Consider the following 12,659-nt stretch of genomic DNA (forward strand, 5'->3'; position numbering starts at 1 on the left):
GGTTTTATAGAAAATAATGTTGCACCAATGCCGCAACACCGATCAAAAAGAAAATCGCTGCGCCAATTTTGTGAATCAGTGAGATGGGTAATTTATCTGCCAATTTATTACCAATAAATACCGCAGGTGCATTCACAAGCATAATACCCAATGTCGTACCTACAGTGACCCAACCAACACTGTCAAATCGAGCTGCTAAAGCAACGGTAGCAATTTGCGTCTTATCTCCAATTTCAGCAAGAAAGAACAACACAAAGGTTGCCCCAAATACACCATATTTCTGCCACTTATTGATACTTTCAGACTCGTCATCTAACTCATCTGGAATCAACATCCAACCTGCCATTGCAATAAAGCCGAGCGAAACGATCCATAATAGAACGGTAGGGCTGAGAACAGTAGTGATCCATTGCCCTAATATGGCAGATACACCATGATTGACTAAGGTTGCTAATAAAATTGCGAAGAGAATTGGAATAGGTTTTCTAAATTTTGCAGCTAGAAGCAATGCGAGAAGTTGGGTTTTGTCGCCCATTTCAGATAAGGCAACAACCACTAAAGAGATGAGGAAAGCATTTAACATATCTTAGTCTCTGGCTAGCAATATTTACCGATGACTTACCCCTCCCGCTAGCCTTATGGATAGTCACCTATCCGATGTGGAGTGATAAATCAAAGGTCTTGCCAACAAAAAATAACTGACTAAGTAAATCAGCTAAATTGGTTCTTTGCTATGATGGCCATGTTCTGTTGAACAATTATGTTGACCATCACCTATTCACTTATCCAAAGATTGTAAATAGCGGCTACTCCCCAATGAAGTGCTTCTAGTTTACAATGCATTGAAACTTTTTTCACCTTTTTATCAAAAAAATCATTCTAACTTTATAACTATGTGTCTATGAACCAAAACTTTCATCAATATATTCAACACCATAAGTTTATAAATACAATTTTCATTATTGGTGGTGGACCGTCTATAAAAACCCTAGATTTAAGCGGATTAGATACGTCTAAACATTTGATTATCTGTTGCAACCAAGCTTTTGAACTATTTCCAAATGCACAAATTACCCATCATAGCGATTACAGTTGGTGGGAAAAATATCAATCATCATTAGAAATACAGTTCAAGGGGCATTTTATAACAGGATGCGGTTTAGGAAATACCCGAGCTTATCCTGAAATGGTCACACATATGCAATTTATTCATCACGCCAATCAAGATCAACTTTTTAGATCAAGCAACCATGTCTATGGAAATAATTGTGGCCTACAAGCCTTATCTATTGCACATCTATTTCAACCAAAGAATATTGTTTTAATTGGCTTTGATTTTAAATCTCTTCATGGGAAAACCCATGGTTATGCTCAATCAAACACTCATCCAAACCTAGATTACGCACATCTTTGGGCTTTATTTTTAAAAAGTTTTAAAGCATTTGAACAACTCAAAACAACACAATGGCAAACTGTTTATCCTACACGCCATCCACCACAAATTTGGAATTTGAATCCAGATTCAGCTTTAGCCTTATATAATAAAACTAAGGCCTTAGAAGATTTTTTATGAAGTCATTTCTAAAAAATAAGCAATAAAAAAACCTCGCCAAAGCAATAATGCCAGTCGGTTAAGAGTAATTTAAATTTCTCATTTAATAATCCCCCCCTAACCCTGAGCCATATATGGCGCAAGGAAAAGAGGGGAACTATTGAGAATTTAAAAAACTTAACTGATCAACATTACCCCGAAGCGAGGTCATTAGTTCTAGCGAATCACTTAAAGCAAAATATTACGAATATCTGCTAAAAGTTTTGTCAGTTTATTGGTGAAGCGAGCCGCATCCGCACCATTAATCACTCGATGATCATAAGACAATGACAATGGCAACATGAGCTTAGGATCAAAACCTGAACCATTCCAAACAGGTTGCATCGTTGCTGGTGAAATACCTAAAATTGCCACTTGAGGCCAATTCACCAACGGTGTAAATGCCGTACCACCAATTGAACCTAAACTGGTAATGGTAAAGTTTGCACCTTGTAAGTCTTTCGGAGAAAGTTTCTTATCACGTGCTTTTTTACTTAATTCACCCAGTTCAATGGCAATTTGCTTAATTGATTTTTGGTCTGGATTACGCAATACAGGAACCGTGAGTCCATCTGGTGTCGCAACTGCAATTCCCATATGGATTTCATTACGCAACAAAACACCTTTTTGATCATCCGCCAAATGACCTGCAAAATACGGTTCTTCTTTCAACAAAAACGCAACTGCTTTGGCAATAAAAGCAAGGATCGTTAAGCTAATACCTTCTTGCTTAAACTTACCTTTTAACTCACCACGCCAAGCTTCTAGTTCTGTAATGTCCGCAAGATCAAACTGAGTCACTTGTGGAATAAAGTTATTTAAAGACAACTGTGGAACAGACACTTGCTGTAAGCGTGTCATCGCCGCAATTTCACCACCACCAAATGCACTGAAGTCTGGTAATGCAGGTAAACCTGACGCAACTGCCGCTGCAACAACTGGCGCAGTTTTTTGCGGTGCCGTTAAACGTGCTTTCACATAAGCAAACACATCTTCTTTAATTATACGTTGGTGTGGTCCAGAAGATTCAACCTGTGCAAGTAAAACACCAAGCTCACGTGCAAGTTTACGCACAGCAGGACCTGCATAAACTTTGGCATTTTCAGCTTGCTGTTCTTTGCTTAACTTGTCTGATGAATCTGCAACATGAGCTTTTGGCTCAACAACGGTTTCAGCCTGAGCTACAGGTTTTGACTCAGCTTTAACAGGTTGCGCAGCTGCTTTCTCTTGGGCTTGTTCAGAAGGCTGTACATCAGCAATGCCATCAATCGTGACCAATGGCATGCCTTGTTTCACTTCTTGATTTTCACCAACATGAATCGCTTTGATTGTACCTGACACTGTACTTGGTACTTCTACAGAAGCTTTATCAGACTCAACAACAACTAAGCTTTGATCTTTTTCAACACGATCACCCACGCTGACTAAGATCTCAGAAACATTGGCCTTGTCCACACCTAAATCAGGTACAGCAATTTCAACTGGACCAGACTGAGTTGCTTGTGGCGCTGGTGCAGTTCTTGCTGGTTCAGCTGCCGCTACAGGATTAGAGGTCGTCGTTGGTGCCGATGGAGCTGTCGTTACAGAACCTGCAGTTTTAACCGTAATTAAAACCACACCTTCTTGAACGCTATCGCCTTCTTTCACGACAACACTTTCAACTGTACCTGCAACGACACTTGGAACTTCTACCGTTGCTTTATCTGACTCAACCACAACGATGCTGTCATCCACTGCAATTTCATCGCCAACTTTAACTAAGATTTCACCCACTAAAGCTTTTTCAACGCCAATATCTGGAACTTTAACATCGACAATTTGAGTTGAACTCGAAGTCGCTGGCGCAGAGGCTGTAACTGTAGTTTGAACTTCAGGTTTTGCTTGTGGTTTAGCCTCAGCAACAGGTTCAGCTTTTACATCGGGTTGAGCAGAAGCAGATGCATCCGCCGACTCAACTTCAATCAACACTGCACCTTCTGAAACCTCATCACCTTCTGAAACTGCAATACTTTTGACCACGCCTGCTGAAGTGCTTGGCACTTCAACAGAGGCTTTATCCGACTCAAGTAAAACGATACTGTCATCGACTGCAATCGTATCGCCAACTTTCACTAAAATTTCTGCAACCGTGGCTTTATCTACACCAATATCAGGAGTCTTAATTTGCATGATTATTTCTCCTCAGTATAAGCCGCAACTTCTTGTGTCGTTGGATGAGCTTGTGGTAACCACGCGACAGGGCGATCAACATCAAGTTCAAATGTAGAGATCGCATCTTTCACCAAACGTGCATCCACTTCGCCTTCGTCTGCTAACTTTTTCAATGTTGCGACAACGATATGCGCAGCATCCACACCAAAATAGCTACGTAAGTTTGCACGAGTATCTGAACGACCATAACCATCTGTACCCAAAGTCACATAAGGACGGTTGTCTGGGAGATAAGCACGGATCTGTTCACTATAAGCGCGCATATGATCTGTTGCAGAAACCACAATACCATTGGTATCGCGTAATTGCTGAGATACCCAAGACTCTTTACCATCTTCCAATGGGTGTAAACGATTAAATTCTTCAACCGCCATACCATCACGAGCCAACTCATTGAAGCTTGTTACACTCCAAACATTTGCGTGGATTTGGTATTCATCACGTAAAATCTGTGCAGCTTTAATCACTTCACGCAAAATCACACCAGAACCAAGCAACTGAACAGTCGCTTTATCATCTTTTTCAAATAGATACATACCACGCTTAATCCCCTCAATCGCATCTTGAGGTAAAGCAGGTTGATCATAGTTTTCATTCATTAACGTCAAGTAATAGAACACACGCTCTTGGTTCACATACATACGCTCTAAACCATCATGAATGATCACCGCTAACTCATAACCAAAACAAGGATCATAAGAGATACAGTTTGGAATGGTATTGGCTAAAATATGAGAATGGCCATCCTGATGTTGTAGACCTTCACCATTCAGTGTCGTACGGCCTGCTGTTGCACCGAACAAGAAACCTTGAGCTTGAGCATCACCTGCAGCCCATGCAAGATCACCAATACGTTGGAAACCGAACATAGAGTAATACATATACATCGGAATCATTGGCAAGTTATTGGTTGAATAACTGGTACCCAATGCAGCCCAAGCACTCATCGCACCTGCTTCATTGATCCCTTCATTCAGCATATGACCATCTTTTGCTTCACGATAGTTCATCAACTGTTCTTGGTCTTCAGGAGTATAGTTCTGTCCATGCGCAGCATAAATACCCAACTGACGGAACATACCTTCTAAACCAAAAGTTCGAGCTTCATCAGGAACAATGGGTACAACACGGTCTTTAATAGCTTTATCTTTGAGTAAAGCAGCGATTAAACGTACCATCACCATCGTGGTAGATTGTTCTTTACCACCACTGCCTTTGAGAACGCTATCAAAAATTGATAATTCTGGAATTTCTAAAGCCACGCTGTCTTTACGGCGAGCAGGTAAATAACCACCTAATGCTTCACGACGTGCTTTTAAATATTTTAATTCAGGTGAATTTTCACTTGGGCGATAAAAAGGAAGTTCTTCCAACTCATCATCGGTGAATGGAAGGTTAAAACGATTACGGAAATACTTTAACGACTCCAAATGCATTTTTTTGATTTGGTGTGTCTTATTTACCGCTTCAATTTCATCTGATAAACCGTAGCCTTTTACTGTTTTCGCCAAGATCACTGTAGGCTGACCATTACTGGTCATTGCAGCAGCATAAGCAGCATAAACTTTGTATGGATCGTGACCACCACGGTTCAAGTTATCAATATCTTCATCACTTAACGTTTTGACTAACTCTTCAGCTTCAGGATATTTGCCAAAGAAGTGCTCACGTGTATATGCACCACCTTTCACTTGATAACGCTGGAAATCACCATCTAATGCTTCATCCATACGCGCTTTCAAAGCGCCAGAGGTGTCTTTGTCCAATAATGGATCCCAATGACGTCCCCATACCACTTTAATCACACGCCAACCTGCACCACGGAACAATGATTCAAGCTCTTGGATAATTTTACCATTACCACGCACTGGACCATCTAAACGTTGCAAGTTACAGTTCACAACCCAAATCAGATTGTCTAACTTTTCACGACCTGCAAGAGAAATCGCACCTAAACTTTCTGGCTCATCCATCTCACCATCACCGAGATAAGCCCAAATTTTGCGATTTTCATCTTTGATTAAGCCACGATTGGTCAGGTACTTTTGAATATGCGCTTGATAAATAGACATAATCGGACCAAGACCCATCGATACTGTTGGGAACTGCCAATAATCAGGCATCAAATAAGGATGCGGGTAGCTCGAAAGCCCTTGACCACCGACTTCACGACGAAAATTGTTAAGTTGATCTTCAGTTAAACGCCCTTCCAAATACGAACGTGCATAAATACCAGGCGCACAATGTCCTTGGTAATAAATCATATCACCGCCAAAGTTATCACTATTGGCACGGAAGAAATGGTTGAAACCAACATCATATAACGTTGCCGAAGATGCAAAACTTGCCAAGTGACCACCTAAATCATCACCTGTTTTATTGGCACGGAGCACCATTGCTAGAGCATTCCAACGAATCAATGCACGAATACGACGTTCCATATCTTGATCGCCTGGCATCGCAGGAGATTCTTCAACCGTAATCGTATTTAAGTAAGGTGTATTTAAACGCTGAATAGGAACATGTTTTGAGATTGCTTGTTGATATAGTTTTTCTAATAAAAAAGCAGCACGCTCAGTTCCCATGTGCTGTAACACTGAATCAAAGGCATCTTGCCACTCTTTGGTTTCTTGAGCGTCGCTATCACCATAATACGCCATTTGCCACTTACTCCATGAACTGTTTTCTATATGTTATATGTATCATGTTTTAGGCTTGTTAAGTTATCGTTACAGCTGAATGTGGATTGTCACTATTATTTAGCAACTAAATAGTCATTGACCAAACGTTACATGAAACAACAAAAAACCGCCAATTTAGGCGGTTTTTTATACAAACAGAATTTTATTTGATGATAATGTAAATACTCAATCCAATTCATTGCGACAGATGTTTTAGATTTAGTGCTATCTACACTCAAATGCCGAATAAGGACTTAAGGCAACATTGCCAAGTACGAACTTGGATTTTTACGCTGACCATCTTTTACAACTTCATAGTGTAAATGAGGACCCGTACAACGACCCGTACAACCTACATTGGCAATATGCTCACCTGCTTTCACTTGATCACCCACACGTGCAATTAAACGTGAAGCATGCGCATAACGTGTGATATAACCATTCCCGTGGTTAATTTCAACATATTGACCATAACCTGTGCCCCAACCTGATTTGGTAACAATACCAGGGCCAGTTGCATAAATAGGCGTACCGCTCGGCGCTGAAAGATCTAAACCTGAATGGTGTTCTGCACGACCACCCATAGTACGACCACCAAAATCAGAGCTTACACGCTTCATATCTGGAAGCGGATGCGTCACTAACCACGAATATGGAGAATTTGCTGAATAGCGATTGGTTGAAGCCGTGCTCGAACCGTATTTCTTAGCAATCGTTGCATTATTCAGTTCAATTGGCTTGTCCTGACTACGCAAAGTAATATTTACTTTTGCACTTGCAGGAAGATCAAGATCATCTGGATGGCTATAAGAACCTTGAGATAATGTTTTTGATAATTGTTCTAAACGATCAGGTGTTTGAGAATAACTTGAATCAACTTGTACCAAATCTGCGAATGCAACCGAAGCAGCAGAGGCTGCCAAAGTAAAAGCTAATAAAATACGTCGCGTATGCATAAAAAACCTCTTAAACTGCTCTTAATCAAGTTTCTTGTGTGATCTCATCCTTGATATCAACCGAAATGAGCGCTTAAGATAAGACATGGTCATGTAGGAACAATGTATGTCTGAACCAAAAAACGTCTTTCAACCAACAAGACAGCACATAAAAACAGGAAACTTATCGTTTCTTACAAAGCAAGTAACCGAATGGCAAAAACTTACTAAATTAATTCAACCGCTCTTACCTCAACCTGAAGTATGGCAAGTTGTCTGTTATCAATACGGTATTTTGACCATTACCGGTGAAAATCAAGCCATGATTAGTCAACTCGGTTATCTTCAAAAACAGTATATTTCTCAATTATCACAAATAAACGAGTTACGTGACTTACAGAAATTACAACTGCGTTTACGTACTCCAAACAATAATATCGGAAAAAACCAACAATCCAATAAAACTGCAAAAAGCATCGAACCAGCAACCTCTGAAATGTTACAAAATGCTGCTAGTTTTGTGACCGACCCTAAGCTTAGCCAAGCTTTACTACGTTTGGCAAGCAATAAAAAGTAAACAAAATAGCTGTATTTATAATTAAGCCCCATAAAAATAAGCGTTTCATCACATTTTTATTTGTTACAATATAACATAGCTCCTAAAAGACAATGACTTATATCACATTCACAAAATGAATCGGACACAATTTCTCGTCATCAAATGTTACAATTTCGTAGCTACTTGGATCATTTTTCACATTGCGTAAAAGTTGATTATTCAGTGCATGGCCAGATTTGTAACCATCAAATTTTGCAATAATTTGGTGTCCTAATAAATATAAGTCACCTACTGCATCTAAAATTTTATGCCGTACAAACTCATCGGCAAAGCGGAGTCCTTCCTCATTCACCACACCTGTATCATCCAAACCCACGGCATTATCTAAACTTGCACCTAAGGCTAAATTATTGGCTTTGAGATAATCTAAATCCTTCATAAAACCAAAGGTACGCGCACCACTAACTTCATAAACAAAAGTTTCTGTAGAAAAATCAATGGTTGCAGACTGGTATTCTTTAGCAAATGCAGGATGATCAAAATCAATGGTGAAATTAATTTGAAACCCATCATGTGGTGAAAAAACTGCACGTTTATCGTCAATCAACGCTTCAACAGGCTTTAAAATACGAATAAATTTCTTCGGTGCATCCTGTTCAACCAACTCACCTTGCATGAGTAAGTAAATAAACGGCCCTGCACTGCCATCCATGATCGGGATTTCTGAGGCAGACACTTCTATAATGAGGTTATCAATCCCCAAACCAGCAATCGCACTGGTCACATGCTCAATGGTTCCGACTTTGGTTTCTTGATTGACCAAATTTGAACACATGAATGCTTCTTGGATTAGCATCGCATCCGCTGGAATATCCACAGGTGGATTTAAATCTATACGACGAAAAACAATACCCCCATCCGCCACATGCGGTAAAAAGTTAATCATGACTTTTTGTCCGCTATGTAGTCCGATGCCACTCGCTTTAACGACTCGCTTCAGGGTACGTTGTTTCAACATGCTGGTTAGGTCTTCATTCTTAAATCTGCTATACGTTAGCACATTTAGCCATTGATAAAAAACAAAAAAGGTAATGAATCTCACTACCTTTTTTGATGATATTTCTTCTTTTTAAGAATTATCAGTTATTTACGTTGTTGATTTTTCAAATAATCTTGAATACTCATTGGCGTAGAACGTGCGCCAGTGCTTGGTGCAGCAGCTGGAGTTATACCTTCTTGGCGCTTATTGATCGCAGGAATATCATCCTCATCGACAACAGTATTTTGTGCAGCTTGTTGGAAATGCGCACTTGTATTGCTCACATGCGTTCTACGTTTAGCATCATTTGCATCTGTTGCATTACGTGTTAAACCTGTTGCAATCACAGTCACACGAATTTCATCACGTGCATCTGGGTCAAATACTGTACCAAAGAATACTTCACCTTCTTCAAGGTCAACAATTTGGTTCACAACATCTGTAATCACTTCTGTTTCACGTAAAGTGACATCTGCACCACCAGTGATGTTAATTAACACCCCTTTGGCATTCATAATGTTGACATTGTCCAATAGAGGGCTACGAATCGCCAAACGTGCAGCTTCTTCAGCACGATCAGGGCCACTGCTTTTGCCTTCACCCATCATGGCATAGCCACGTGTACTCATTGCCGTTTTTAAATCTGCGAAGTCAAGGTTAATGTGACCTGGACGTACCACTAAATCAAAAATGCTTCGTACTGCGTTCAATAATACATCATCGGCTTTACGGTAAGCATCTTGCATAGAGATGTCACCGTAAACACTGAGCAAACGCTGATTTGGAATGATAATTAAAGAATCTACATGTTGTTCTAAAGCTTCAATGCCTTTTTCAGCCGAACGTTGACGACGACGACCTTCAAAGTTAAATGGTGTTGTTACCACACCAACGGTAAGAATACCCATTTCTTGAGCAATTTCAGCAACAACGGGCGCAGCACCCGTACCTGTACCACCGCCCATACCCGCGGTTACAAATACCATATCCGCACCTTCAAGGTGTTGACGAATTTGCTCACGACTTTCTTCAGCAGCAATTTGACCTACATCTGGATTTGCACCCGCACCCAAACCGCGCGTACTTTGCTCACCCAATTGCATTTTGAAGGGTGCATTCATACGATCAAGCGCTTGCTTATCCGTATTTGCACAAACAAATTTCACACCTTTGATATCAGATTGCACCATGTGTTGTACGGCATTACCACCACCACCACCAACACCAAACACTGTAAAACGGGCTTGACCGTTGTTATCGGTTTGTTCATCGTCTAAAAATTCAAATGAAGCCATGACCTATAAATTTCCTAATATATTTGGCAGTCACTTTAAGCCCGTATACTGCCTTGATCTTCAATAATAAAAATTGCTTTTAGGATGCTGTTCATTGCGGAGCTTGTCAAGCGTAGAACGGCTAGCTTACAACTTCCTAACAATATTCCCCAAAGAATTACACCTAAAAAATACCCTTTAATTTGTTATTTAAGGCATTCCAACCACTTACAACTCGATCAGCAAATGATCGACGGCCTGCAACTTCTGGTTCTTCAACAGCCTCTTGCATATCGCTTTGACTGAATAATAATAATCCTGCTGCTGTAGCATACATCGAACGACGTAATGATGGTAAGTGCTGATCATCGGCAACAACTTGCAGCGGTGGATTGCCTAAATGTGCAGAAACACCAAGTATACGACGAGCCAAGGTCACCATACCTTCAATTTGACAAACATCACCAGTCAATACAACACCATGATACAAACTTTGTAATGCACCACGTTGCTCTAACTCGTGACGTACCATCGTTAAAATTTCTTCATGGCGTGCAATAATAATTTCAGATAGCTCAATACGACTAATGGTTTGTGGGCCGTCAATTGCCTCAAACTGAATCATATGATCAGGTTTAACTTGATGAATATCGACACAACCATGCAAAAGCTTAATGCGCTCCGCTTCCTCTGTGGTGGTTTGCAGCACAGATGCAATATCTCGTGTTACATTTTCACCGCCACGCTGAATCGTATGCGCGAGAACAAGATGTCCTTCTATATATACAGCAATATTGGTTGTACCTGCACCAATATCAACCAGGCAAACACCATACTCTTTTTCATCTTTCAACAGACTTGCTTCAGCCGTCGCTAGACATGACACCACCATTTTTTCTACAGAAATATTGGCGCCTTTCATAGCACGGTCTAAGTTCTGCATCGTGCTAATTGGCATCATCATCAATTGATAATGCGCAGTCATACTGTTTGCAGACAAATTAATTGGATTCTGTACCCATTCAGGTGAATCATCTAGCTCAAAACCCAATGGTACAGCACTTGCTAAATAATGGTCGGCAGTCATATGACTGGCCTTGGCAAGCTCTAAAGCACGAACCACTTCCGTTGTCGTAATCGTATGTTCAGCATTCGAAATTGGAGTACGACCGATTGCATAATGGCTTTGTAATTCAGTACTCGGAATCGAAACCCATGCCGAATGTATACGACATTCTGCCATATCTTCAGCTTCTTGAACGGCTTGTTTAATTGCATTTGTCACTTTATCAAGGCTAACAATTTTGCCTTTATTCATTCCCTTATTGCGCGCACTAGCCATGCCAATAACCTGAATATGATCAGGGGCATGTACTTTTCCAATCAGTACTGAAACTTTATGTGTCCCAATGTCAATTGCAACAACTGAGGGAACAGCTTCATTCATCACATCACTACCATTATCTTGATTGTTTATGTTTTGGCTTAATGCCTCTTTTTCCAAGCCCACTATTATGGCTTCGCAGTCATCCCACCTGCAACGCCTATGTCATTACTCGTTACAACAAATTGACCATTCACAATTTTTGGTGAAACTGAATTTCTCCACTGAATTGCTAAACCATTTCGGTAACGCAAATCAATTGCAGAAATATTTGACCAAATCGGCTTGAGGTCTGTTTGTGCTAAATGACTTAAGCGTTGAAGCTTACTCATCGTCTGATCTTGATCGACAATAACACGTAGACCTGAATCAAACTGCATAAACCAAGTCATTCGTTCAGTGAGATATAACTCTTTTAAACGTATATTAACTGGGTGAAATAATTGATTAATTTCATTATAGCGACGCATCATGACTTTGGATTGGCTGAGCGGTCCGTGGAGCAATGGCAAATTTGAATGATTTTTCGCCGTCGCTTCTGTATAGACATCTCCAGCATCACTTAATAATCGCCCTGTTCCCCAACGAGCAATCGCATGACGTGGCATAACACGTACTCGAATTCCATTTGGCCATGCCCGTGATACCACAACACGGTCCACCCATGATACTTCAAGTGCTTTATCTCGAATTTGCTCTAAATCCGAAGTAAAATAATTCGCCTTCACAACAGGTGCTAAATGTTGTGACATCAATTGGGTTTCTGCCGTTGAATTTGTTCCAACTACTTCTAAGGTTGCAACTCTTGCATCGGTAACAACTTTATAAAATCCATATATTCCTGCAAGTAATACAACAACAGCAACCAACATGAGCAACCAACTCCCCACGTTCAGAAGCTTATCCTTACGTGTAGGAGGTTTATCATGAATCGATGTAATCGCAGCACGTTTACGGCGCATTGAAGCAGGAAGTTGAGCCATAA

General features: G+C 40.4%; 10 protein-coding genes and 1 riboswitch. Of the genes, 2 read left to right on the forward strand and 8 right to left on the reverse strand.

From position 1 onward, the window contains the following. Nucleotides 1-4: 4 nt before the first annotated feature. Entirely contained in the window at nucleotides 5-583 is a 579-nt protein-coding gene (locus D7V20_RS06340) for a TMEM165/GDT1 family protein (protein ID WP_120383471.1), read from the reverse strand. A gap of 87 nt (nucleotides 584-670) precedes the next feature. Beyond that, a riboswitch (yybP-ykoY riboswitch) is annotated at nucleotides 671-827 on the reverse strand. Between the two features lie 74 nt (nucleotides 828-901). On the opposite strand from D7V20_RS06340, the gene D7V20_RS06345 reads away from it, so the two are divergent. After that, nucleotides 902-1,573 carry a methyltransferase type 11 gene (locus tag D7V20_RS06345; protein WP_120383472.1) on the forward strand — a complete coding sequence of 224 codons (672 nt, stop codon included), beginning with the start codon at nucleotides 902-904 and terminating at the stop codon, nucleotides 1,571-1,573. Nucleotides 1,574-1,780: 207 nt separating this feature from the next. Here the strand turns inward: D7V20_RS06345 and D7V20_RS06350 are convergent, their stop codons facing one another. The 3 genes from D7V20_RS06350 to D7V20_RS06360 form a co-directional block, all read right to left on the reverse strand. Beyond that, nucleotides 1,781-3,760: a 2-oxo acid dehydrogenase subunit E2 gene (locus D7V20_RS06350; protein WP_120383473.1), complete on the reverse strand. Its 1,980-nt coding sequence runs from the start codon at nucleotides 3,758-3,760 to the stop codon at nucleotides 1,781-1,783. 2 nt (nucleotides 3,761-3,762) lie between these two features. After that, nucleotides 3,763-6,462 (reverse strand): pyruvate dehydrogenase (acetyl-transferring), homodimeric type, encoded by a 2,700-nt coding sequence (gene aceE / locus D7V20_RS06355; protein ID WP_120383474.1) that lies wholly within the window; start codon nucleotides 6,460-6,462, stop codon nucleotides 3,763-3,765. A gap of 275 nt (nucleotides 6,463-6,737) precedes the next feature. Continuing rightward, a complete protein-coding gene (locus D7V20_RS06360; protein WP_120383475.1) occupies nucleotides 6,738-7,439 on the reverse strand; it encodes a M23 family metallopeptidase in 702 nt (233 codons plus the stop codon). A 106-nt stretch (nucleotides 7,440-7,545) separates the two neighbouring features. On the opposite strand from D7V20_RS06360, the gene D7V20_RS06365 reads away from it, so the two are divergent. Next, entirely contained in the window at nucleotides 7,546-7,995 is a 450-nt protein-coding gene (locus D7V20_RS06365) for a DUF721 domain-containing protein (protein ID WP_120383476.1), read from the forward strand. A gap of 97 nt (nucleotides 7,996-8,092) precedes the next feature. Here D7V20_RS06365 and lpxC read toward each other — a convergent pair whose 3' ends face one another. The 4 genes from lpxC to D7V20_RS06385 form a co-directional block, all read right to left on the reverse strand. Beyond that, the gene (gene lpxC, locus D7V20_RS06370) at nucleotides 8,093-8,995 is read right to left on the reverse strand and encodes a UDP-3-O-acyl-N-acetylglucosamine deacetylase (RefSeq protein ID WP_120383477.1); all 903 of its coding nucleotides are present in this window, start codon (nucleotides 8,993-8,995) and stop codon (nucleotides 8,093-8,095) included. 125 nt (nucleotides 8,996-9,120) lie between these two features. Further along, nucleotides 9,121-10,311: a cell division protein FtsZ gene (gene ftsZ, locus D7V20_RS06375; RefSeq protein ID WP_120383478.1), complete on the reverse strand. Its 1,191-nt coding sequence runs from the start codon at nucleotides 10,309-10,311 to the stop codon at nucleotides 9,121-9,123. 163 nt (nucleotides 10,312-10,474) lie between these two features. Then, nucleotides 10,475-11,737, reverse strand: a complete 1,263-nt coding sequence (gene ftsA, locus D7V20_RS06380; protein ID WP_120383526.1) for a cell division protein FtsA — start codon at nucleotides 11,735-11,737, stop codon at nucleotides 10,475-10,477. Nucleotides 11,738-11,802: 65 nt separating this feature from the next. Beyond that, nucleotides 11,803-12,657, reverse strand: coding sequence for a cell division protein FtsQ/DivIB (locus D7V20_RS06385; protein WP_120383479.1), 855 nt, complete (start codon nucleotides 12,655-12,657; stop codon nucleotides 11,803-11,805). Between the last annotated feature and the right edge of the window lie 2 nt (nucleotides 12,658-12,659).

Origin of the sequence: Acinetobacter rongchengensis (assembly GCF_003611475.1) — a bacterium.
In the GTDB taxonomy this organism is placed as follows: domain Bacteria; phylum Pseudomonadota; class Gammaproteobacteria; order Pseudomonadales; family Moraxellaceae; genus Acinetobacter; species Acinetobacter rongchengensis.

Excerpts from the sequence above, each read along its gene's own strand:
- D7V20_RS06340 (WP_120383471.1), bottom strand. The coding sequence starts at position 583 with ATGTTAAATGCTTTCCTCATCTCTTTAGTGGTTGTTGCCTTATCTGAA.
- D7V20_RS06345 (WP_120383472.1), top strand. The coding sequence starts at position 902 with ATGAACCAAAACTTTCATCAATATATTCAACACCATAAGTTTATAAAT.
- D7V20_RS06350 (WP_120383473.1), bottom strand. The coding sequence starts at position 3,760 with ATGCAAATTAAGACTCCTGATATTGGTGTAGATAAAGCCACGGTTGCA.
- aceE (WP_120383474.1), bottom strand. The coding sequence starts at position 6,462 with ATGGCGTATTATGGTGATAGCGACGCTCAAGAAACCAAAGAGTGGCAA.
- D7V20_RS06360 (WP_120383475.1), bottom strand. The coding sequence starts at position 7,439 with ATGCATACGCGACGTATTTTATTAGCTTTTACTTTGGCAGCCTCTGCT.
- D7V20_RS06365 (WP_120383476.1), top strand. The coding sequence starts at position 7,546 with ATGTCTGAACCAAAAAACGTCTTTCAACCAACAAGACAGCACATAAAA.
- lpxC (WP_120383477.1), bottom strand. The coding sequence starts at position 8,995 with ATGTTGAAACAACGTACCCTGAAGCGAGTCGTTAAAGCGAGTGGCATC.
- ftsZ (WP_120383478.1), bottom strand. The coding sequence starts at position 10,311 with ATGGCTTCATTTGAATTTTTAGACGATGAACAAACCGATAACAACGGT.
- ftsA (WP_120383526.1), bottom strand. The coding sequence starts at position 11,737 with ATGAATGAAGCTGTTCCCTCAGTTGTTGCAATTGACATTGGGACACAT.
- D7V20_RS06385 (WP_120383479.1), bottom strand. The coding sequence starts at position 12,657 with ATGGCTCAACTTCCTGCTTCAATGCGCCGTAAACGTGCTGCGATTACA.